The 22476-nt window shown below is 67.9% G+C and carries 21 protein-coding genes; 10 read left to right on the plus strand and 11 right to left on the minus strand.

Annotated features, from left to right (window positions below; translation table 11 throughout):
- Nucleotides 1–76: 76 nt before the first annotated feature.
- A complete protein-coding gene (locus tag WT26_RS07230; RefSeq protein ID WP_006494044.1) occupies nucleotides 77–379 on the minus strand; it encodes a DUF883 family protein in 303 nt (100 codons plus the stop codon).
- Nucleotides 380–685: 306 nt separating this feature from the next.
- On the opposite strand from WT26_RS07230, the gene WT26_RS07235 reads away from it, so the two are divergent.
- Nucleotides 686–1324: a peroxiredoxin gene (locus tag WT26_RS07235; protein ID WP_059497291.1), complete on the plus strand. Its 639-nt coding sequence runs from the start codon at nucleotides 686–688 to the stop codon at nucleotides 1322–1324.
- A gap of 181 nt (nucleotides 1325–1505) precedes the next feature.
- On the opposite strand, the gene WT26_RS07240 is transcribed toward WT26_RS07235, so the two are convergent.
- Complete coding sequence (locus WT26_RS07240) at nucleotides 1506–2693, minus strand: acyl-CoA dehydrogenase (RefSeq protein ID WP_046545018.1); 1188 nt, start codon at nucleotides 2691–2693, stop codon at nucleotides 1506–1508.
- 164 nt (nucleotides 2694–2857) lie between these two features.
- Here WT26_RS07240 and WT26_RS07245 point away from each other — a divergent pair, with 164 nt between their 5' ends.
- A complete protein-coding gene (locus tag WT26_RS07245; protein ID WP_069272470.1) occupies nucleotides 2858–3649 on the plus strand; it encodes an IclR family transcriptional regulator in 792 nt (263 codons plus the stop codon).
- 84 nt (nucleotides 3650–3733) lie between these two features.
- Entirely contained in the window at nucleotides 3734–4144 is a 411-nt protein-coding gene (locus tag WT26_RS07250; RefSeq protein WP_069272471.1) for a GFA family protein, read from the plus strand.
- A 39-nt stretch (nucleotides 4145–4183) separates the two neighbouring features.
- Here the strand turns inward: WT26_RS07250 and WT26_RS07255 are convergent, their stop codons facing one another.
- A complete protein-coding gene (locus WT26_RS07255; protein ID WP_069272472.1) occupies nucleotides 4184–4987 on the minus strand; it encodes an EAL domain-containing protein in 804 nt (267 codons plus the stop codon).
- 330 nt (nucleotides 4988–5317) lie between these two features.
- Between WT26_RS07255 and WT26_RS07260 the strand changes: the two genes are divergently transcribed.
- Genes WT26_RS07260 through fahA form a run of 5 tightly spaced genes read left to right on the plus strand, consistent with a single transcriptional unit; the run spans nucleotide 5318 to nucleotide 11270 of the window.
- On the plus strand, nucleotides 5318–6994 hold the full coding sequence (locus tag WT26_RS07260) for an FAD-dependent oxidoreductase (RefSeq protein ID WP_069272473.1): 1677 nt from the start codon (nucleotides 5318–5320) through the stop codon (nucleotides 6992–6994).
- Between the two features lie 30 nt (nucleotides 6995–7024).
- Nucleotides 7025–7258, plus strand: a complete 234-nt coding sequence (locus tag WT26_RS07265) for a DUF2783 domain-containing protein (RefSeq protein WP_069272474.1) — start codon at nucleotides 7025–7027, stop codon at nucleotides 7256–7258.
- On the plus strand, nucleotides 7255–8616 hold the full coding sequence (locus WT26_RS07270) for an MFS transporter (RefSeq protein ID WP_069272475.1): 1362 nt from the start codon (nucleotides 7255–7257) through the stop codon (nucleotides 8614–8616). Before WT26_RS07265 ends, WT26_RS07270 begins: the two co-directional genes overlap by 4 nt.
- A gap of 15 nt (nucleotides 8617–8631) precedes the next feature.
- Complete coding sequence (gene hmgA / locus WT26_RS07275) at nucleotides 8632–9966, plus strand: homogentisate 1,2-dioxygenase (protein ID WP_069272476.1); 1335 nt, start codon at nucleotides 8632–8634, stop codon at nucleotides 9964–9966.
- Nucleotides 9963–11270 (plus strand): fumarylacetoacetase, encoded by a 1308-nt coding sequence (gene fahA / locus WT26_RS07280; protein ID WP_069272477.1) that lies wholly within the window; start codon nucleotides 9963–9965, stop codon nucleotides 11268–11270. Before hmgA ends, fahA begins: the two co-directional genes overlap by 4 nt.
- A gap of 50 nt (nucleotides 11271–11320) precedes the next feature.
- Here the strand turns inward: fahA and WT26_RS07285 are convergent, their stop codons facing one another.
- The 6 genes from WT26_RS07285 to WT26_RS37975 form a co-directional block, all read right to left on the minus strand.
- Nucleotides 11321–12481, minus strand: coding sequence for an MFS transporter (locus WT26_RS07285; protein ID WP_059664447.1), 1161 nt, complete (start codon nucleotides 12479–12481; stop codon nucleotides 11321–11323).
- A gap of 103 nt (nucleotides 12482–12584) precedes the next feature.
- On the minus strand, nucleotides 12585–13754 hold the full coding sequence (locus WT26_RS07290) for an MFS transporter (protein WP_059529134.1): 1170 nt from the start codon (nucleotides 13752–13754) through the stop codon (nucleotides 12585–12587).
- Between the two features lie 237 nt (nucleotides 13755–13991).
- Nucleotides 13992–14738, minus strand: a complete 747-nt coding sequence (gene bluB / locus WT26_RS07295) for a 5,6-dimethylbenzimidazole synthase (protein ID WP_069272478.1) — start codon at nucleotides 14736–14738, stop codon at nucleotides 13992–13994.
- A 161-nt stretch (nucleotides 14739–14899) separates the two neighbouring features.
- Nucleotides 14900–15898, minus strand: coding sequence for a 2-hydroxyacid dehydrogenase (locus WT26_RS07300; protein WP_059529140.1), 999 nt, complete (start codon nucleotides 15896–15898; stop codon nucleotides 14900–14902).
- 30 nt (nucleotides 15899–15928) lie between these two features.
- Entirely contained in the window at nucleotides 15929–16912 is a 984-nt protein-coding gene (locus tag WT26_RS07305) for a LysR family transcriptional regulator (RefSeq protein ID WP_069272479.1), read from the minus strand.
- Nucleotides 16913–17002: 90 nt separating this feature from the next.
- Entirely contained in the window at nucleotides 17003–17407 is a 405-nt protein-coding gene (locus tag WT26_RS37975) for a hypothetical protein (protein ID WP_196222143.1), read from the minus strand.
- Between the two features lie 263 nt (nucleotides 17408–17670).
- Here WT26_RS37975 and WT26_RS07310 point away from each other — a divergent pair, with 263 nt between their 5' ends.
- Nucleotides 17671–18882, plus strand: a complete 1212-nt coding sequence (locus WT26_RS07310; protein ID WP_034206542.1) for a pyridoxal-phosphate-dependent aminotransferase family protein — start codon at nucleotides 17671–17673, stop codon at nucleotides 18880–18882.
- 18 nt (nucleotides 18883–18900) lie between these two features.
- Here WT26_RS07310 and WT26_RS07315 read toward each other — a convergent pair whose 3' ends face one another.
- Nucleotides 18901–19851: a helix-turn-helix domain-containing protein gene (locus tag WT26_RS07315; RefSeq protein WP_069272480.1), complete on the minus strand. Its 951-nt coding sequence runs from the start codon at nucleotides 19849–19851 to the stop codon at nucleotides 18901–18903.
- Between the two features lie 140 nt (nucleotides 19852–19991).
- On the opposite strand from WT26_RS07315, the gene WT26_RS07320 reads away from it, so the two are divergent.
- Complete coding sequence (locus WT26_RS07320; protein ID WP_069272481.1) at nucleotides 19992–20882, plus strand: DMT family transporter; 891 nt, start codon at nucleotides 19992–19994, stop codon at nucleotides 20880–20882.
- Nucleotides 20883–21013: 131 nt separating this feature from the next.
- Here the strand turns inward: WT26_RS07320 and WT26_RS07325 are convergent, their stop codons facing one another.
- Nucleotides 21014–22228: an MFS transporter gene (locus WT26_RS07325; RefSeq protein WP_069272482.1), complete on the minus strand. Its 1215-nt coding sequence runs from the start codon at nucleotides 22226–22228 to the stop codon at nucleotides 21014–21016.
- Nucleotides 22229–22476: the final 248 nt, after the last annotated feature.

The raw sequence follows: 22476 nt of genomic DNA on the forward strand, positions 1-22476 counted from the left end.
CATGTCGCCAGTCTCGGCTTTGGCGCCCGCGAGCCGCGTCGGGCGGCCCGCCAGGCGGTTTGGCGCTGGCCGCGCGTTACTTGCGGTTGATCAGCAGGCCGATCAGCACGCCGACGCCGGCGGCGACGCCGATCGACGTCCACGGATGCTCGTGCACGTAATCGTCGGTCGCGCGTGCGGCCTTCTTGCCTTTCTCGACCACCACGACCTGGACGTCGGCTGCCTTTTCCTTGGCCTGCTTCAGGCGCGACATGGCTTTCTCGCGCAGCTCGGCCGCACGGTCGCCCGTGCTGCTCGCAGCTTGCTTGAGCAGGTCTTCGGCGTCCGAGAGAACGGTTTTGATATCCGACATCAGTTTCTCCTTGTTGATTTCCGACATTGCAACTCCCTTCATGCTGTCATGCTGCAGGTTCACATCGTAGCGAAACGCCTGCCTGCTGGCGAGCCGGGATGATGCGGCGCGGTGGCGCAAGACAACATAGTAAACGATGTGTAATGTTCAAGGGGAGCGGCAAAACGGGCGGAAACGTTTCCCGACAAGGGCGCGCGCCGGACAAAAATGACAAAAAAGTATGAATATCAAACGGAATAATCGTTCGCATGGCTGTCCGCTTCCCGTAAGCTACCCGACTGTCCCGCGCGAGTGGCGCGGGGTTCACCACGCATCGTTCGAGGAGGGAACATCATGAGTCTGCGTCTTGGCGACATCGCACCGGATTTCGAGCAGGAATCGAGCCTGGGCCCGATCAAGTTTCACGAGTGGCTGGGTGACGGCTGGGGTGTCCTGTTCTCCCATCCGGCCGACTACACGCCGGTATGCACGACCGAACTCGGGCTGACCTCGAAGCTGAAGGGCGAATTCGAGAAGCGCAACGTGAAGGTGATCGCGCTGTCGGTCGACGGTGTCGAATCGCACAAGGGCTGGATCAACGACATCAACGAAACGCAGTCGACGGTCGTCGGCTTCCCGATCATCGCGGATGCGGATCGCAAGGTTTCGCAGCTGTACGACATGATCCACCCGAACGCGAACGAAACGCTGACGGTGCGCTCGCTGTTCGTGATCGACCCGAACAAGAAGGTGCGGCTCATCATCACGTATCCGGCCAGCACGGGGCGCAACTTCGACGAAGTGCTGCGCGTGATCGATTCGCTGCAACTGACCGACAACTACAAGGTCGCGACGCCCGGCAACTGGAAGGATGGCGACGACGTCGTGATCGTGCCGTCGCTGCAGGATCCGGAAGAGCTGAAGAAGCGCTTCCCGAAGGGCTTCAACGCAGTGCGTCCGTATCTGCGCCTCACGCCGCAGCCGAACAAGTGAGCACGGTGCGCCGCATCGCGCGGCGCGTGCTCGCGGTTGCAGGCGGTCCGCCCGCCGGCTCACGGCGCACGCAACCGCTCCGCTCATGGACACACGGCCTGCCCGGCATCGACGCCGGGCAGGCCGTTTCGTTTGCGGCGCGCCGTGATGCGCGCGTCGGTCAGTCGTCCGGCGGGCGCGTTCAGAAGAACGCCTGGATGCCCGTCTGCGCACGGCCGAGGATCAGCGCGTGGATGTCGTGCGTGCCTTCGTACGTGTTGACCACTTCGAGGTTCACGAGGTGGCGCGCGACGCCGAATTCGTCGGAGATGCCGTTGCCGCCGAGCATGTCGCGCGCGAGCCGGGCGATGTCGAGCGCCTTGCCGCACGAGTTGCGCTTCATGATTGACGTGATCTCGACGGCCGCCGTGCCTTCGTCCTTCATCCGGCCGAGGCGCAGCACGCCTTGCAGGCCGAGCGTGATTTCGGTCTGCATGTCCGCGAGCTTCTTCTGGATCAGCTGGTTCGCGGCGAGCGGCCGGCCGAACTGCTGGCGGTCGAGCACGTACTGGCGCGCGGTGTGCCAGCACGATTCGGCGGCGCCCAGCGCGCCCCATGCGATCCCGTAGCGGGCCGAGTTCAGGCACGTGAACGGGCCGCGCAGGCCGCTCACGTTCGGCATCAGGTTCTCTTCCGGCACGAACACCTCGTCGAGGACGATCTCGCCGGTGATCGATGCGCGCAGCCCGACCTTGCCGTGGATCGCGGGCGCCGACAGCCCCTTCCAGCCCTTCTCGAGGATGAAGCCGCGGATCGCGTCCTTGCCGTTCTCCTCGAGTTTCGCCCACACGACGAACACGTCGGCGATCGGCGAGTTCGTGATCCACATCTTCGCGCCGGACAGCGAGTAGCCGCCGGGCACCTTCTTCGCGCGGGTGACCATGCTGCCCGGGTCGGAGCCATGGTTCGGCTCGGTCAGCCCGAAGCAGCCGATCCATTCACCGGTCGCGAGCTTCGGCAGGTATTTCTGCTTCTGCGCGTCGGAGCCGAATTCGTGAATCGGCACCATCACGAGCGACGACTGGACGGACATCATCGACCGGTAGCCCGAATCGACGCGTTCGACTTCGCGCGCGATCAGTCCGTAGCTCACGTAATTGAGGCCGGGGCCGCCGTATTCCTCGGGAATCGTCGGGCCGAGCAGGCCGACCTCGCCCATCTCGCGGAAGATTTCGGCGTCGGTGCGCTCGTGGCGGAACGCCTCGGTGACGCGCGGGGCGAGCTTGTCCTGCGCATACGCCTGCGCCGCGTCGCGCACCATCCGCTCTTCTTCGGTCAGTTGCTGGTCGAGCAGCAGCGGATCGTCCCAATGAAAAGTTGCAGCACTCATCGTCTCATCTCCTGTCGGGCAGAGTTGGCGCTTCAGCGCTTACTCTGGCCCCATGCTTTGCGGTTGGACCGGTCTTCCAGTCGGGCCCCATGCCAAAAGTTTGCTTGACTGGTGTTCCGCTGTGCGGAACAATGTTTTGCAAATCGAACCCAGTGTAGCACCAGATGACACTTTCAACCATCGATGAAACCACGATCGACGAGCGCAAGTTCGTCGTCGCGCTCGCGCGCGGGCTCGACCTGCTGCGCGCATTCCGGCCCGGCGAGACGATGCTCGGCAACCGCGACTTCGCGGAGCGCACCGGGCTGCCGAAGGCGACCGTGAACCGGCTCGCCTATACGCTGACCGTGCTCGGCTACCTGCGCTACGACGAGACGCTCGGAAAGTATGCGCTCGACGCCGGCGTGCTGTCGCTCGGCTACGCGCTGCTGTCCGGCTCGGGGACGCTCGACCTCGCGCGGCCGCACATGCAGGCGCTCGCGCGCGAGATCGGCGCGGCCGTGTCGCTCGGCTGCCGCGACGGGCTCGACATGATCTATCTGGAGACGATCCGCAGCGAGACCGCGCTGACGCTCGGGCTCGCGCCCGGCTCGCGGCTGTCGATGCTGACGAGCTCGATGGGGCGCGCGTACCTGGCCGTGCAGCCGGAAGACGTGCGCCGCGCGCTCTATGCGGAGCTGCACCGCGCGGCCGGCGGTGCGGCCGACGCCGATGCGCTCGTTGCCGCCGCGCAGCACGCGGTGGCCGAGTTCTCCGCGGACGGTTGCTGTTATTCGTTCCGGGCGTGGCACATGGACGTCAACGCGGCGGCCGTACCGTTTCGCGAGCCGCGCGAGGGGCGCTGGCTGATCCTGAGCTGCAGCGGCCCCGCATCGTCGATGGACGAGGAGGTGTTTCGCACGCAAGTCGGGCCGAAGCTGAAGGCGCTCGCGCAGCGGCTCGGGCAGGTTGTCTGAGGCTGCTTGAGCACTTCCCGGTTGTGCATCCGCCGAACGGCGCTCATCATCGGTGCCTGACACCCGAATACGACGAGGTTCGCCATGTCGCACACGGAAATGCTCGAAGGCGGATGCGCGTGCGGCGCGATCCGCTACCGTATCGCCCAGGTCCCGACCGATGCCGGCTTCTGCCACTGCCGGCTCTGCCAGAAGACGACGGGGGCCGCGGTGCTCGCATCGGCGTCGCTGCCGATCGACGCATTCGCGTATCTGCGCGGCGAGCCGGTCGTCTATGCATCGAGCGCGTGGGGCGAGCGGCGCTTTTGCGGCCGTTGCGGCGCGCAGCTCGAATACCGGCTGATCAACGCGCCGAAAACGGTCGAGATCAATTCCGCTACGCTCGACGATCCGTCGAGGATTCGCCCGGTATGGCACATCTGGTACGCGAACCGGTTTCCCGGCATCGAGATCGACGACGATCTGCCCAAGTACGACGATGGCGGCGAGGGCTGACGCACGCCGCCGCGCGGCCTCAACCCGTCATCCGCCGCCTCAGGCCGTCACGACCTTCGCGAACACAGGCCCCTGCATGAACCGCACGTCGTGCTGGCGCAGCAGCTCGCACTGCGTTTCGTCGACGACGCCGTCGAAGATCAGCGGAATCCGCACGCGCTGCGCATACGCGACGAGCGCCTTGACCATCCCGTCGCGCAACGCGATGCCCGCATCCATCTTGATGTAGTCGGGGCGCGCCATGTCCGATTCGACCGCGAGGATGCGGCCCGGGTCGGGCAGCTTGTCCGCCACCTTGAAGCCGTGATGCTGGTAGCTGCGTGTCAGGTAGCCGAGGAAGGTCTTGTGCGCGACCGCGACCGCCGGCAGCTCGATCACGATCCGCTCGGTCGGCAGCCCGAAGCGCTGCAGCACCGACGAGAAATGCTTGCCGTGGTCGTACTTCACGCTCTTGAGCAGCCGTTCGTGCACGCGCAGGAACAACAGCCCGTGGCGCTGGGCGCCGAAGAAGTTGATCGCGTGCAGCGCGCGCGACAGGCGGTCGATCGCCACGAGCGTCTGGTCGTCGACGGCCGAGTCGACCGGATCGGGCGCGGTGCCCGTCGCCAGCGTCACCGCCTGGAAGCCGAGTTCGTCGCCATAACGCTCGATGGCATCGGCGAACGACGTCGATTGCGGCGCGCCCGGCATCGTCACGTCGTAGATCGGTTCGTAGGCGCTGCCGAGCGTGCGCTCGGGCAGGTTCGCGCTTGCGGTGCCGCCATCGGCGAGCGCGAGGTGATCCCGCAGGTACGGCAGTTGCCCGGCACGGGCGACCAGCTCGGGAATGGTGGGCGGAATCATCGGCGTAAGAAGGAAAAACGGCGGCCGAACGGGCCGCCTCACCACTCGATAGTAGCAGCGCGCGCCGCGCTCGGCTCGGCGTTTCACTCATATGGTTATCCCGCCGGCAGCCGATGCTTAGGGTTTACGTTGATTTCACTATTCGTAATTGGTTTTACTATTCGTAAATCCAGAATTTGTCGCCGATCAAGAAAGTCAGCATTCGGGCGTCGTCGGACGATGCCCTGTCCCCGATTCAACAGGAAGCAAGGAGCGAGACGTGGCGGGTGAGACGAAATGGACGTCGCAGGCGGGCACGATGTGGGCCGAGCGACAGGGTGGAGCGCACGGATGGCGATCATGAGCATCGATTACCAGACGCTGAAGTTTGCGTACCGGCCGCGCGCGGAGCGCGGCGCCGACAGCGACGCGGCGATCCATCCGGTGATCGTCGTCGGCGCGGGCCCGGTGGGCCTCTCGGCGGCGATCGACCTCGCGCAGCAGGGCGTGCCCGTCGTGCTGCTCGACGACGACGACACGCTGTCCACCGGCTCGCGCGCGATCTGCTTCGCGAAGCGCACGCTCGAGATCTTCGACCGGCTCGGCTGCGGCGAGCGCTTCGTCGACAAGGGCGTGAGCTGGCACGTCGGCAAGGTGTTCCTGCAGGACGAGCAGCTGTATGCATTCGACCTGCTGCCCGAGGAAGGGCATGCGCGCCCCGCGTTCATCAACCTGCAGCAGTACTACGTCGAAGGTTATCTGGCCGACCGCGCGTTCGAGCTGCCGAACATCGATATCCGCTGGAAGCACAAGGTGACGGGCATCGTGCAGTCGGACGCGTGCGCGGAACTGACGATCGAGACGCCGGAAGGCATCGCGACGCTGCGCGCGCGGTACGTGATCGCGGCCGACGGCTCGCGCAGCCCGATGCGCACGATGATGGGCCTCGAAAGCCACGGCCGCACGTTCAAGGACCGTTTCCTGATCGCCGACGTGAAGATGAAGGCGGAGTTTCCGACCGAGCGCTGGTTCTGGTTCGATCCGCCGTTCCACCCCAATCAGTCGGTGCTGCTGCACCGCCAGCCCGACAACGTGTGGCGCATCGATTTCCAGCTCGGCTGGGATGCCGATCCGGTCGCCGAGAAGCAGCCGGAGCGCGTGATTCCGCGCGTGCGCGCGCTGCTCGGGCCGGACGTCGAGTTCGAGCTCGAATGGGTGAGCGTCTATACGTTCCGCTGCCAGCGGATGGCGTCGTTCCGTCACGGCCGCGTGCTGTTCGCGGGCGACTCCGCGCACGGCGTGTCGCCGTTCGGCGCGCGCGGCGCGAACAGCGGCGTGCAGGACGCCGACAACCTCGCCTGGAAGCTGAAGCTCGTGCTCGACGGCCGTTCGGCCGACAGCTTGCTCGATACGTATGCGAGCGAGCGCGAGTTCGCGGCCGACGAGAACATCCGCAACTCGACGCGCTCGACCGACTTCATCACGCCGAAGAGCCCGGTGTCGCGCGTATTCCGCGATGCGACGCTGAAGCTCGCGCGCGACTGCGAGTTCGCGCGCAAGCTCGTGAACAGCGGCCGCCTGTCGGTGCCGGCGGTGCTGGCCGATTCGCCGCTGAACACGCCGGACCGCAGCGGCGACGCATTCGCCGGCGCGATGCGCCCGGGCGCGGCGGCAGCCGATGCGCCGGTGCGTGCGCAGGGCGTGTCGGGGTGGCTGCTGCAGCATCTGGGCAGCGGCTTCACCGGCGTGCTGTTCGGGCTGCCGGGCGATGCGGGCGCGCTCGCGCAGGCGCTCGACGGCCTCGCGTTGCCGGTGCGGCCCGTGCTCGTCGTGCCGAAAGGCCAGGCGCGCGACGTGTCGGGCGTCGACGTCGTGGAAGACGTCGACGGTTTCGCCGCGCAACGCTACGACGCGAAGCCCGGCACGTTCTACCTGCTGCGCCCCGACCAGCATGTCTGCGCCCGCATGCGCACGCTCGAGCGTCAGGCGCTTGCCGACGCACTGGCGCGCGCGACCTGCGCGGCCTGACCGCCAACACGACATCGGAGACACCCGTTCATGCCTCACCATCTCGACACCCGCCCGCGCCTGGCCGACCCGGACGCGTTCTACGAAGCGCTGATCGACATGCATCGCGACCTGTCCGACGCCGACAGCCAGCTCGTCAACGCGAAGCTGATCCTGCTGCTCGCGAACCAGATCGGCGACGCCGACGTGCTGCGCGAAGCGATGGCGCTCGCGCGCCAGGGCGTGACGCCGCCCGTGCATTCGGCTGCCGAGGTCGCGCAATGAGCGCGGCGCCGGCCGACGCACGCGTGCTCGAAGTCGAGCACGTGATCGACGAGACCCATCGCCCGGGTTTTCACTGGATGCTGGTCGTGCTGTGCGGGCTGTGTCTCGTGATCGACGGCTTCGATGCGCAGGCGATGGGCTACGTCGCCCCGAGCGTGATCGCCGAATGGGGCGTGCCGAAACAGGCGCTCGGGCCCGTGTTCAGCGCGAGCCTGTTCGGGATGCTGCTCGGCGCGCTCGGGCTGTCGGTGCTGGCCGACCGGATCGGGCGGCGCCCGGTGCTGATCGGCTCGACGCTGTTCTTCGCGGTGACGATGCTCGCGACGCCGTTCGCGGGTTCGATCCCGGTGCTGATGGCGCTGCGCTTCGTCACGGGCCTCGGCCTCGGCTGCATCATGCCGAACGCGATGGCGCTGGTCGGCGAGTTCAGCCCGGCCGCGCATCGCGTGAAGCGGATGATGATCGTGTCGTGCGGCTTCACGCTCGGCGCAGCGCTCGGCGGCTTCATCAGCGCCGCGCTGATTCCGGCGCTCGGCTGGCGCTCGGTGTTCTTCGTCGGCGGCGCGGTGCCGCTCGTGCTCACGATCGCGATGGTCGCGCGGCTGCCCGAGTCGCTGCAGTTCCTGGTGCTGAAAGGGCGCGTCGCGCAGGCGCGCGACTGGCTCGCGGGTTTCGCGCCCGAAGCCGGCATCGACGCCGATACGCGCATCGTCGTGCGCGAGCGGGCCGCGACCGGCGCGCCGGTCGCCGAGCTGTTCAGCCACGGCCGCCTGCCGGTCACGCTGCTGCTGTGGGCGATCAGCTTCATGAACCTGATCGACCTGTATTTCCTGTCGAACTGGCTGCCGACGGTGATGCGCGATGCCGGTTATTCGCCGGGGACGGCCGTGATCGTCGGCACGGTGCTGCAGACGGGCGGCGTGATCGGCACGCTGTCGCTCGGCTGGTTCATCGAACGCTACGGCTTCGTGCGCGTGCTGTTCGCCTGCTTTGCGTGCGCCGCGGTGTCGGTCGGGCTGATCGGCTCGGTCGCGCATGCGTTGCCGTGGCTGCTGGTGGTCGTGTTCGCGGGCGGGTTCTGCGTGGTCGGCGGGCAGCCGGCGGTGAACGCGCTCGCGGGCCAGTATTACCCGACGTCGCTGCGCTCGACGGGCATCGGCTGGAGCCTCGGCATCGGCCGGATCGGCTCGGTGCTGGGGCCGCTCGTCGGCGGACAACTGATTGCGCTCAACTGGTCGAACGGTGCGCTGTTCCACGCGGCCGCGGTGCCCGTGCTGTGCTCGGCGCTGTTCGTGCTCGGGCTGGCCGGTGTGACGCGACGTGGCGGCGCGCAGGCGCCGAACGCCGCGATGAATTGATGGAGAAAGGAAACGATGACGCTTGACCTGTCGAAACCGGCGAACGCCGGCTACCTGAGCGGTTTCGCGAACGAATTCGCGACCGAGGCGCTGCCCGGCGCGTTGCCGCACGGCCGCAACTCGCCGCAGCGCGCGCCTTACGGGCTGTATGCGGAGCAACTGTCGGGCACCGCGTTTACCGCGCCGCGTGGCCACAACCGCCGCTCGTGGCTGTACCGCATTCGCCCGGCGGCCGTGCATCGGCCGTTCGAGCCGTACGCGGGCCCGCAGCGGCTCGTGTCGGAATTCGGCGACTCGGCCGACGTGCCGCCGACGCCGCCGAACCAGCTGCGCTGGGACCCGCTGCCGATGCCGGTCGAGCCGACCGATTTCGTCGAAGGGCTGGTGACGATGGCCGGCAACGGCTCGGCCGCCGCGATGAACGGCTGCGCGATCCACCTGTACGCAGCGAACCGCTCGATGCAGGACCGCTTTTTCTACAGCGCGGACGGCGAACTGCTGATCGTGCCGCAGCAGGGGCGCCTGTTCATCGCGACCGAATTCGGCCGGCTCGACGTCGAGCCGTTCGAGATCGCGGTGATCCCGCGCGGCGTGCGTTTCTCCGTCGCGCTGCCGGACGGCGATGCGCGCGGCTACATTTGCGAAAACTTCGGCGCGCTGCTGCGTTTGCCGGACCTCGGCCCGATCGGCTCGAACGGTCTCGCGAACCCGCGCGACTTCCTGACGCCGCAGGCCGCTTACGAAGACCGCGAAGGCGCGTTCGAGCTGATCGCGAAGCTGAACGGCCGGCTGTGGCGCGCGGACATCGGCCATTCGCCGCTCGACGTCGTCGCGTGGCACGGCAACTACGCGCCGTACAAATACGACCTGCGCCTGTTCAACACGATCGGCTCGATCAGCTTCGACCATCCCGATCCGTCGATCTTCCTGGTGCTGCAGTCGCAGAGCGACACGCCGGGCGTCGACACGATCGACTTCGTGATCTTCCCGCCGCGCTGGCTCGCGGCCGAGGATACGTTCCGCCCGCCCTGGTTCCACCGCAACGTCGCGAGCGAGTTCATGGGGCTCGTGCACGGCGCGTACGACGCGAAGGCCGAAGGCTTCGTGCCGGGCGGCGCGAGCCTGCACAACTGCATGTCGGGCCACGGGCCCGACGCGGACACGTTCGAGAAGGCGTCCGCGAGCGATACGAGCAAGCCGCACAAGGTCGACGCGACGATGGCGTTCATGTTCGAGACCCGCACGCTGATCCGGCCGACGCGCTGCGCGCTCGATACGGCGCAGCTGCAGGCCGACTACTTCGAATGCTGGCAAGGCATCAGGAAGCATTTCAATCCGGAGCAAAAATGAGCGATACCCAAGACTGGCGCGCGACGCTCGACCCGGCTCGCAAGAGCTGGATCGACACGGCGAACGATCCCGCGTGCGACTTCCCGATCCAGAACCTGCCGTTCGGGATCTTCAGCGATGCGAAGCAGGCGGCGCGTCGTGCCGGCGTCGCGCTCGGCGACCAGATCGTCGATCTTGCGGCGCTCGCGCGTGCGGGCCTCGTGACGTTGCCGGCCGGCGCCGCCGACGTGTTCGCGCAGCCGACGCTGAATGCGTTCATCGCGCTCGGCCGCGAGGCATGGCGCGGCGTGCGCGTGCAATTGAGCGAGCTGTTCGCGCGCGATGCCGCACGGCTGCGCGACGACGCGGCGCTGCGCGCGCAGGCGCTGGTGCCGCAGCGCGACGCGACGCTGCATCTGCCGGTCGACATCCCCGGCTACACCGATTTCTATTCGTCGAAGGAGCATGCGACCAACGTCGGTTCGATGTTCCGCGATCCGAAGAACGCGTTGCTGCCGAACTGGTCGGAAATGCCGATCGGCTACAACGGCCGCGCGTCGTCGGTGGTCGTGAGCGGCACGCCGGTGCGGCGTCCGAACGGGCAACTGAAGCTGCCCGACCAGGAGCGTCCGGTGTTCGGTGCGTGCCGCAAGCTCGACATCGAACTGGAGACGGGTTTCATCGTCGGCCGCGGCAACGCGCTCGGCGAGCCGATCGCGTGCGAGGACGCCGAAGCGCACATCTTCGGGATGGTGCTGCTGAACGACTGGAGCGCGCGCGACATCCAGCAGTGGGAATACGTGCCGCTCGGCCCGTTCAACGCGAAGACCTTCGCGACGACGATCTCGCCGTGGATCGTCACGCTCGACGCGCTCGAACCGTTCCGCGTCGCGCAGCCCGAGCAGTCGCCGCAGCCGCTCGCGTATCTGCGGCACGCGGGCAAGCATGCGTTCGACATCGCGCTCGAAGTGACGCTGCGCGCGGAAGGGGCGGCGGAGGCGACGTCGATCTGCCGTACGAACTTCAAGCACATGTACTGGACGATGGCGCAGCAGCTCGCGCATCACACGGTGGCCGGCTGCAATACGCGCGTGGGTGACCTGATGGGTTCGGGCACGATCAGCGGGCCGACGAAGGACTCGTTCGGCAGCCTGCTCGAACTGACGTGGAACGGCAAGGAGCCGGTTGCGCTGAACGGCGGCGGCAGTCGCGCATTCATCGAGGACGGCGACGAGCTCACGCTCGCCGGATGGTGCCAGGGCGACGGCTATCGCGTCGGTTTCGGTGAGTGCGTCGGCAAGATCCTGCCGGCGGCGAAGGGGTAATGCACGCGCGATGGCGGTTCGTCAGGCACGGACCGCCATCGGGCGCACCGCTAGACCGCGCGCTGCAACGCGGCGCGTCGCTCCCACAGCGCGGCCGCGACGAACGCGGCGACACAGGCGACCAGCACGCCGACCAGCGCGTTGCTGCCCAGTTGCTCCATCAACGCGCCGGCGACCAGCGGGCCGCCGAAGCTCGCGGCGCTCCACGATGCCGACACGAGCGAGCTCGCGGTGACGAGCGCCGCACCGCGGAAGCGTTCGCCGCACGCGACGAGCGACAGCGTATAGATGCTGCCGGCCGCCGCGCCGAGCACGAACAGCAGCGGCCAGCACAGCCACGGGTTCGCGATGACGAACGGCAGCAGCGGCAGGCCGGCCAGCACGATCCAGCCCGCGCCGAGGTGCACGCGTTCGCGGCCGAGCTTGTCCGCGAGCCAGCCGATCGGGAACTGCATCGCGGTATCGCCGAACAGCATGATCGACGCGAGCAGCACGGCCGTGGCGCTCGCGACGCCGTGATCCATCGCGTAGAGCGGCAGCAGCGACAGCGCGAGCGTATCGAACAGCGCGAAGAAACCGGTGCCGATGATCAGCGCGGGCATGCGCGGCAGCACGTCGAGCCAGCGGCCGTGCGCTTCGTGATGCGCGTCGTCGCCGGCGAGCGGTGCGCGCCGGATCGTCGCGAGCGTCGGCAGCGCGAGCAGGAACAGCGCGCCGCACAGCGCGAAGCGGATGCTCGTCGCACCGGCGATCTGGCTCACGAGCACGGGGCCCGCCATCTGGAACAGCGTGAAATTGGTCGCGTAGATCGCGACGACGCGGCCGCGCGTCGAATCGTCGGCGAGCTGGTTGACCCACGCCTCGCCGATCGTGAACAGCAGCATCAGCGCGGCGCCGCACAGCACGCGCAGCGCGCCCCACAGGATCAGGTTCGACGTGAACTGCATCAGCGCGGTGGCGGCCGCGAGCAGCACGACCGATACGACGATCGCGCGGCGCGAGCCGATGTGGCGTGCGAGTGCGGTGACGAACGGGACGATCGCGAGGCCGCCGAGGGCCTGCGCGGCGGTCAGCATGCCGACGACGTTGGTGCCGTGCCCGGCCTCGGTCAGCGCGAGCGCGGTGAGCGGCAGCGTGGCGCCGGTGCCGAGGCCGACGACCGCGACGCTCAGGATCAGCGCGAGGAAATCGCGATTAAGAATGGCTTTCATCGGCGGGGATGCTACACCGCGGACCTTGAAAGGTCCATGAAGGCCATCAGGTCCGGGTGGCGTTGCAGGCGTTGCGCGCGCAACGAATGCGCGCGGGGCGGCGTTACACGTATTCGGTCGGCACGGTCACCGGGCGGCGTTCGAGCGACGCCGACCACAGCGTGAGCGCCAGCGCGGCGACGGCCATCGCGACGCCGACCCACGGCAGGTTCACGAGCGACACGCCGGAGCCGATCGCCATCCCGCCGAGCCACGCGCCGGTCGCGTTGCCGAGGTTGAATGCGCCCTGGTTCAGCGTCGATGCGAGGTTCGGCGCGTCGCTTGCGCGGTCGACGATCAGGATCTGCAGCGGCGGCACGATCGCGAACGCGAGGATGCCCCACACGAAGATCGTCGCGAGCGCGGCGAACGGCAGGTGCATCGTGCCCGCGAACAGCGCGAGGACGATGCCGATCAGCGCGAGCGTCGCGATCAGCGACGGCATCCGGCGCCAGTCGGCGAGCTTGCCGCCGAGCGTGCCGCCCACCGTCAGCCCGAGGCCGAACAGCAGCAGCACGTAGGTGACCTGGCGCGGGGAGAAGCCCGTCACGTCCTCGAGGATCGGCGTGATGTACGTGAACACGCTGAACAGGCTTGCCGATGCCAGCACGCTGATGCCGAGCACCATCAGCACCTGCGGGTGCTTCAGCACGCTGAATTCGCGCGTGATGCTGGTGTCGGGCATCGCGAGGTGCTTCGGCAGGCAGACGGCGAGCGCGGCAGCCGCGGCGATGCCGATGCCGGTGACGGCCCAGAACGTCGCGCGCCAGCCGAACGCCTGGCCGAGCGCGGTGCCGAGCGGCACGCCGAGCACGTTCGCGAGCGTGAGGCCGGTGAACATCAGGGCGATCGCCTGCGCGCGGCGGTTCGGTGCGACGAGGTTGCTCGCGACCACCGAGCCGATCCCGAAGAACGCGCCGTGGCAGAACGCGGTGACCACGCGCGCGGCCATCAGCACCGCGTAGCCCGGTGCGATCGCGCAGAACAGGTTGCCCGCGATGAACAATCCGATCAGGCCCATCAGCGCACGCTTGCGCGGCATCTTCGCGGTGACGATCGCGAGGATCGGCGCGCCGATCGTCACGCCGAGCGCGTAACCCGACACGAGCATCCCGGCGGCCGGGATCGACACGCCGAGATCGCGTGCGACGTTGGGCAGCAGCCCCATGATCACGAACTCGGTGGTACCGATTCCAAATGCGGCGACGGCAAGGGCGAAAAGAGGTAGGGGCATCGCGGTGGGCTCGGGAAAAGCCGCCGCTCGTGCTGGCGCAGGATGCGCGGGACAGGCGGAGGAAGGACGTCAGCCGCGATTCTACTTCAGTGAAAACCCTTATGCTTGGGGCCGGAATGGTTGTTGCCGGCTTGCGACGGGGCGCGATGCGAGTGTCCGGAGTGTGGGGGCGCGCAGGGCCGGCGGGGGTGTGGATAACCGGGGCGCAATTACACCGTCGACGCTGTGGGCGGACGCTCAGACGGCGTTTCGTGCCTGCGTGGCGGGTTTGCCCGATTCGTCGGACGTTCCGGACGTTCCGGACGCTCCGGACGCTCCGGACTCGATCGATGCGCCGGTCTCACCTGCCGCACCGTTCCAGCCATTCTCGGACACACACGCTTCGATCGGCATCCGCGCGGCCCAACGCTCCTGCTCGAGCATCGGCTTCGCATAGAACGCGTCGACGTGCCCGACGCACAGCACGGCGATCGGCTTTGCACCGTCGGGCATGCGCAGCAACGCGCGCAGCGCGTCGACGTCGAACAGCGAGACCCAGCCCATCCCGAGCCCTTCGGCGCGGGCCGCGAGCCACATGTTCTGGATCGCGCACGCGGCGGACGCGAGATCCATTTCCGGCAGCGTGCGGCGGCCGAACACGTGGCGCTCGCGACCGTCGGCGAGCGCGACGACCAGCAGCTCGCCGCATTCGCGCACGCCTTCGACTTTCAGCCGCATGAATTCGTCCTGGCGCTCGCCGAGTGCGTCGGCGGTCGCGCGTCGCTCGGCCTCGACCAGCGCGTGGATCGCCGTGCGCAGCGCGGGATCGGTGATGCGGATGAAGCGCCACGGCTGCATGAAGCCGACGCTCGGCGCGTGATGCGCCGCGCGCAGCAGGCGCGCGAGCACGGCGGGATCGACGGGCGCCGGCGTGAAGTGGCGCATGTCGCGCCGTTCGAAAATGGCGCGGTAGACGGCGGCGATGGCGGAATCGTCGAAACGCATGAGCGTGAGGGGCGGGATAACGTCGGCGCAACGATAGCAGACTGCGCGCGGGCGGCGTTACATGAGCGGGAGCGAAGTGCTGGATTGATGCCGATCGTGAAACGATCCGGCCGCGGCGCAACGAAACGGACAGGTGAACCCGGCCGGCGCGCCGCCTGCCGTCAGCGATTCGCGGTCACGACGTTCTGCGGCGTGCCCGCATGCCACGCCTCGATGTTCAGCAGCGTCGTGTGCGCGATCTCGGCCAGCGCTTCGCGGGTGAAGAACGCCTGGTGGGACGTGACGATCACGTTGGGGAAGGTCAGCAGGCGGGCGAGCACGTCGTCCTGCAGCGGCAGGTCGGAGTGATCCTCGAAGAAGAGCCCGCTTTCCTCTTCGTACACGTCGAGCCCGAGATGGCCGAGCTGGCCGCTCTTGAGCGCATCGACCAGCGCCTGCGCATCGACGAGGCCGCCGCGCCCGGTATTGATCAGCATCGCGCCGTGCTTCATCCGCGCGAGCGTGCGTTCGTTGATCAGGTGGTGCGTCGACGGCAGCAGCGGGCAGTGCAGGCTGACGATGTCGGCGTGGTGCAGCAGCTCGTCGAGCTCGACATAACGCGCGCCGAATGCGATCAGCTCGTCGTTGTACGGCGGCACCGAGTGCGCGAGCACGTGCATCCCGAAGCCCATCATGATCTTCGCGAACACGCTGCCGATGATGCCGGTGCCGATCACGCCGACGGTCTTGCCGTGCAGGTCGAAGCCGAGCAGGCCGTTCAGCGAGAAGTCGCCTTCGCGGGTGCGCGCGACCGCGCGCGGCAGGCGGCGGTTGAGCGCGAGGATCAGCGCGACCGCGTGCTCGGCCACCGCGTGCGGCGAATAGGCGGGCACGCGCACGACCGTGATGCCGAGCCGCTGGGCGGCGGCCAGGTCGACATGGTTGAAGCCCGCCGAGCGCAGCGCGATCAGGCGCGTGCCGCCGTCGGCCAGCCGTTCGAGCACGGCCGCGTCGACGGTGTCGTTGACGAACGGGCAGACGACCTCATAGCCGTGCGCGAGGATCGCGGTTTCCGCGTCGAGGTGCGACGGCTGGAAGTGCAGCCGATAGCCGAACTGCCGGTTGGCGGCCGCAAACGAATCGTCGTCGTACTGCCGGCTGCTGAACAGGATCACGCGCACGCTGCACCTCCGAAGGCTGACGCGCGCAGTTTACTGCAGGCCCGTGACGATGTCGGAGCGCTCCTGGGCGCGCGGGTCGCGCAGGAACACGTAGCTTGCGTGCGTGCGCGCCGCCTGGGTGCTGAAGTGGTCGAGTGCGTGTTCGACGAAGCTGCGCGTGCGGGCCGGCACGTACTGGCGGTTCGGGTAGACGAGCGACAGCTGCGTGTCGGGATCGTCGATCCGGTAGCCGGCCATCAGCCGCACCAGCGTGCCGCTCGCGAGCGCGTCGGCGACGACGTTTTCCGGCAGCACGGCGATGCCCGAGCCCGCGACGGTCGCCGCCTGCACGAGCGACAGCTGGTTGACCGTGTAGACGGGGCGCACCGTCACCGGATGAACCGCGTCGTCCGGGCCGACGAACCGCCACGCGGGCGCATGCTGGTGCGAGGCGAGCGTGACCCAGTCGTGGCCCGGCAGGTCGTCGGGCAGGCGCGGCTCGCCGCGCCGCTCGAGATAGGACGGTGCCGCGCACGCGACGAACGGGTTCGGCGCGAGCGCGTGGCCGATCAGCGTCGGGTTGCCGTCGAGCCGGTTGCCCGTGACGATGCCGACGTCGTAACCCGAATCGAGCACGTCGAGCGGCCCTTCGGAGACGGTCAGCTGCACGCGCAACTCGGGGTAGCGGTGCCGGAAGCTGCTGACGAGCGGCGTCAGTGCAAGCGGCGACAGCAGGCCCGACGCGACGACGCGCAGCGTACCGGCCGGTTCGCGCACGGCATGCGCGACGGACGATTCGAGGTGGTCGAATTCCTCGAGCAGCGCACGGCACCCGTCGAGGTAGCGCACGCCGGCCTCGGTTAGCGACAGGTTGCGCGTGGTGCGGTGGATCAGCCGTGTGTTCAGGTGGCCCTCGAGCATCGCGATCGAACGCGTGACGAGTGCATTGGACACGCCGAGATGGTGCGCCGCGCGCCGGAAGCTCTGCTGCTCGGCGACGCAGACGAATACACGCATGGTCTGAATCTGGTTCATGGCTTGCGTATTTCTGGCCCGGTTGATTGATTATGGTTGTGTTTTTGCGTTGCGCAAGTCTGAAAATCGTTGCTCAACCCTATTTCGACTTCACGTCGAAAAGAACGGTTTTCGATTGCGCCACCGATTGTTCATTACCTCGGCAATATTCGTCAACCTGAGAAAAGGGGCGGGTTGCATAAAATCGGCGTCGCGCGTATCGAAAAAGCGGCCGGTGCGCCAATGTTCGGTACGTGATGCGCCGGCTTTTTCTTGATCGCGGGAAGTGGGGCGAATTGAAAATTCTTTAATAATCAATATGTTGCTTTTCACATGCGCGCGCGGAATACGACATTGCAAGAATGTCAGGCCAAAGTGCGCCGCAATAGCGGTTTTTTGGGCTGGATCGTCTAAATGCACCAAAAATGGATGGGTGCAATTTTTGATGCAGCGCATTTTTTCGAATGGCGCGGAGCATGTGCGGGCGGCAAGTGTTCGGCAATTGTGTCGGTACACGCGAAAAATATCGTGCGCGCGGCACTGGTGGATGGAACCGATTCACGCCGGATTCGGAGGCTCGCCGAATCGTTGGCCGATTCGGCGAGCGAATTGTGCGTCGGCCGTGCGCTTGACGACCTTATCCGGCGTCGGCGGCACGTATTTTGCTGATTTGACGCACGCTCCTCTTGCGCATCGCAGCGGAACGCGGAATCATCGATGAATTCGCCGCGGCGCGCGGCGACGATTCGCGCCTTTTCGTCCTTTATCCTGTTCCAGTCATGTCCATCGATTACTCGCCGATTCCCTGTCCCGTCGTCGTGCCGCTCGACGCGATCCTGCCCGAAGAACCGCTGCTGATGATGGGGGCCGGCCCGGTTCCGATCCCGGCCGCCGTCGCGAAGGCGAACACGATCGTGATCAACCACCTCGGCGCGACGATGGCGAAGATCATCGAGCAGGTGAAGGAGATGGCGCGCTACGTGTTCCAGACCCGCACGAAGTGGGTGCTCGGTGTCGCGGGCCCCGGTTCGGCCGCGATGGAAATGGCGATCTCGAACCTCGCGTGGCGCGGTACCCGCGTGCTGTCGATCCGCAACGGCTTCTTCAGCGCGCGGATGGCCGAGATGGCCACCCGCGTCGGCGCCGACGTCGCGACGCTCGAAGTGGCCGACCGCGCAGTCGCGAGTCTCGACGAGATCGCGGACGCGATCGCGCGCGAGCGGCCCGAGATCGTCACGATCGTGCAGGGCGAGACGTCGAACACCGTGTGGAACCGCGACCTGCGCGACATCGCGGCGCTCGCGAAGGCGGCCGGTGCGCTGGTCGTGGTCGACGCGGTGTGCACGCTGTCGACGATGCCGCTCGAGATGGACGCGTGGGGCATCGACGCGGTGATCACCGGCGGCCAGAAAGGGCTGTCGTCGATTCCGGGCGTGTCGCTGATCGCGTTCTCCGACGCCGCCTGGGAGCGCATGAAGCAGCGCCCCGAACCGAACGCGCACTGGTGTCTCGACATGGCGCTCGCGGAGAACTTCTGGCACAACGCGGGCTATCACTACACGGCGCCCGTGTCGGGCGTGCTCGCGCTGCACGAAGCGCTGCGGCTCGTCTGTGCCGAGACGCTCGAAAGCCGCTTCGCGCGCCATCTGCGCTGCTCGCTCGCGCTGCAGGCGGGCGTCGAGTCGATGGGGCTCAAGCTCTATGCGCCGAAGGATTGCCGGCTGAATTCGGTGGTCGGGATCGAGACGCCGGAAGGGCTGACGCCGGGGATGGTCTGCGGCCACATCTCGAAGCAGTACCAGGTCGAGATTTCGGGCTCGTTCGGGTTGCCGATCGTGCGGATCGGCCAGATGGGCGAGCAGTGCCGCGAGCACAACCTGTTCCGTACGCTGCATGCGTTCGGCCGCACGATGGTCGACCTGAAGGTGCCGGTCGACCTGCCGGCCGGCGTCGCGGCGCTCGAACAGGAACTGTCGCGGCGCGGCGCGTAAGCCGAGACGGGGCCGCGCTCAGCGGCCCTGCATCGCACGCCGGTAGGTATTCGGCGTCGTCCCGTGGGCGTCGCGAAAGCGATGGCTGAAGTGGCCGGCGTTCGCATAACCGCAGTCGGCCGCGATCTGCGCGAGCGGCAGCGCCGTCGTGCGCAACAGCTCGCGCGCCCGCGCCAGCCGTTGCTCGGCCACCCAGGCGTGCGGCGCCCGGCCGAACGACAACCGGAACATCCGCGAGAAGTGATACTCGGACAGCGCGGCGACGTCGGCGAGTTCGCCGAGCGTCAGCGGTTGCGTCAGGTACGTGTCGATGTAGTCGCGCACGCGGCGGCGCACGGCCGGCGCGAGCCCGCCGCGGAACGACGTGTCGGTGCGGGTCGTGCTCTGCCCGCGCAGCAGCAGGCTCAGCACCTCGTGTGCGGTCTCGTTCACGCGCAGCCGCTCGTCGGCATCGTCCCAGCCGTCCAGCGCGAGCGAGCGCAGCAGGGCGGCGACGCGCGCATCCTCGAAGTACGTGCGGTCGGCGAGCTTCAGCTCGCGCGGCTCGCGGTCGAGTTCGCGGATCGCGCGCTGCGTGAAGTGCTCGGGCAGGAAATACAGGTGGATGAAGTGCATCTCGCCGCGCACCCACCAGCGCGATTCGTGGTCGCCCGGCAGCGCGCACAGCAGGCTCGGCGCGCCGTAGCGCGGCACGCGCTGGCGTTCCGTCCGGTAGCCGCCGTCGAGGTAGCACGACAGCGTGTGGTGGCCCGGCTGCTCGTAGACCGTCTCGCTTTCGTCGGTGATCCGCGTCCATTCGGCGATCGCGAGATGGTCGCCGAGCCACGCGAAGCGCTCGAGCGTCGCGTTCGCGTCGGCGAGCGTGCGGCAGACCGACTGCAGGCCGAACGGCAAATCGCCGCCGACGGCGGCAGCGGCTGCGGCGGCCGGTGACGGCACGGCGGGCGGGGCGGGAGGGGGGACACGCATGATGACGGAGTATAAGCGCGCCTGCGCCGGCCCGTTCCGCCGGCCGGCAAAAGACCGCAATTCCGGACAATCGGCGCGCGCCGGGCGGCGGCATAGTCGGAGACCCCGCATCCGTTGCGCCTTTTGTCCCGGTTTCCGTCATGAATCTTTCGCTCTACATCCTCACCGTGCTGATCTGGGGCACCACCTGGATCGCGATCAAGTGGCAGCTCGGCTCCGTGCCGCCGCCCGTGTCGATCGCATGGCGCTTCTGGCTCGCGGCCGCCGTGCTGTTCGCGCTGCTGCGCGTGATGCGCCGGCCGGTGCGCCCGCCGCGCGAAGCGTGGCGCTACCTCGCCGCGCAGGGCTTCGCGCTGTTCTGCCTGAACTTCCTGTGTTTCTACTACGCGGAGCAGGTCGTGCCGAGCGGCCTCGTCGCGGTGATCTTCTCGACCGCGCCGCTGTTGAACTCGATCAACGGCCGGCTGTTCATGGGCCGCCCGCTGCGGCCGTCGGCGATCGCCGGCGCGCTGCTCGGCCTGACGGGCATCGCGTGCCTGTTCTGGCAGCAGATGGCCGGCCATCTCGACGACCACGCGACCTGGACGGGGCTCGCGATCGCGCTGGCGGGCACGATGTGCTTCTCGGCCGGCAACCTGCTGTCGAGCCGGATGCAGTCGATGGGGCTGCACCCGCTCGCGACCAACGGCTGGGCGATGCTGATCGGCGCGGCGATCCTGACCGTCGGCAGCGCAGTGGCCGGCTTGCCGTTCACGCTCGACACGAGCCCGCGTTATCTCGGCGCGCTCGTGTACCTGGCCGTGCCGGGCTCGGTGATCGGCTTTACCGCCTACCTGACCCTCGTCGGCCGGATCGGGCCGGAGCGTGCCGCGTACTGCACGGTGCTGTTCCCGATCGTCGCGCTGGCGGTGTCGACGGTGTTCGAGGATTACCAGTGGTCGCCGCTCGCGGTGGTCGGGCTGCTGCTGGTGGTGGCCGGCAACCTGGTCGCGTTCGACCTGGCGCGGCGGCTGTTCCCGCGCATGGCGTGACGGCTCGCCGCTCGGCGCGCGGGCCGGTTCCGGCCCGGTGGTCCGCTGTTCGCCTGCATTCGCGCATGAATAAAAAACCCCGCGTTCCGGAGAACGCGGGGTTTTGTCATTGATGCGAGCGGGCAGTGCGGTCAGGCCGCCGCGCCGCTGCCGGCAACCCGCGCCTGCCGCTGGTACAGCACCATCGACAGCGCGACGCCCGCGGCGGCGGCCACCGCCGCGAACAGGAACACCTGCGGATAACCGAACGCGCCCGCGACATAGCCGGCGAGCGGGCCCGTAATGCCGAGCGACAGGTCGAGGAACACCGAGTACGCGGACAGCGCCGCGCCGCGGCTGGCGGGCGGCACGAGCGCGACGGCCTCGACGCCGAGTGCCGGGAAGATCAGCGCGAAGCCGAAGCCCGTCAGCGCGGCGCCGACGAGCGCGACGTGCGGCACGGGCGCGAGCCACAGCAGCACGAGGCCCGAGCATTCGAACGCGAACGACACGATCGCGACGCGGAAGCCGCCGTACGTCTTGATCGTGTTCGCGAACAGCAGGCGCGCACCGATGAACAGCGTGCCGAACACGGTCAGCGACAGCGCGGCGTTCGGCCAGTGGCGCGCCGCGTAGTACAGGGTAACGAAGGTGGCGATCGAGCCGAAGCCGGCCGAGCCGAGCGCGAGGCCGAGGCCGTGCGGCAGCACGCGCGTGAACACGCTCGCATACGACATCCGTTCGCCGTGCACGAGCGGCACGGAATCGATCAGGCGCGCGAGATAGAAGCCGGTCGCGGCGAGCGCGATCACGATCACGCCGATCAGTGCCGGATTCAGCGTATGCGCGATCGCGACGCCGACCGGCGCGCCGAGCGCGAGTGCGCCGTAGGTGGCGATCCCGTTCCACGAGATCACCTTCGCGTTGTGCGTGACGCCGACCTTGCCGATACCCCACAGGATCGCGCCGGTGCCGCACAGGCTCTCGCCGACGCCGAGCACGAGCCGGCTCGCGACCAGCAGCACGAGGCTCGCGGCCGGCCAGTGCGCGAGCAGCAGCGCGACGAGCAGCAGCACGCCCGACACTCCGCAGCCGACCAGCCCGCGCAGCACCGTCTGCTTCGGCCCGAGCGTATCGGCGAAGCGCCCGGCGAGCGGCCGCGACGCGAGCGTCGCGAAATACTGGACGCTGATCGCGCCGCCCGCGACGATCGCGGAAAAACCGAGGTCGTCATGGACGAAACCCGGCAGCACCGCGAGCGGCAGGCCGATGGTCAGGTAGCAGATGAACGTGAAGCAGACGACGGACACGATTTGCAGCGTGACCGCGAACCCGCTGCGCGGCGGTGTGGCGGAATCGGTTGACATGGGGTCGGAACGAATGAGCGAAGCAGACGGAAGACGGCGAAAAAGGGAATCGGGATTTTCCCATGGAACCGGTTTTCACGCAGGCCCTTCATCCGTCCCCATGCGGCATATCGCCTCAGTTATATGGGCCCCATGCGTGATGGGCTATGGGTTGCGAAATTTGATGGTGTTAGCGTGCAAACTGTCAGAGAAGACGACGGTCCACCGCATCGGCGCGGGCCGCCTTGCCCAACTTGAAGAACGTTACG

It is taken from the genome of Burkholderia cepacia (assembly GCF_001718835.1).
Lineage (GTDB): Bacteria > Pseudomonadota > Gammaproteobacteria > Burkholderiales > Burkholderiaceae > Burkholderia > Burkholderia cepacia_F.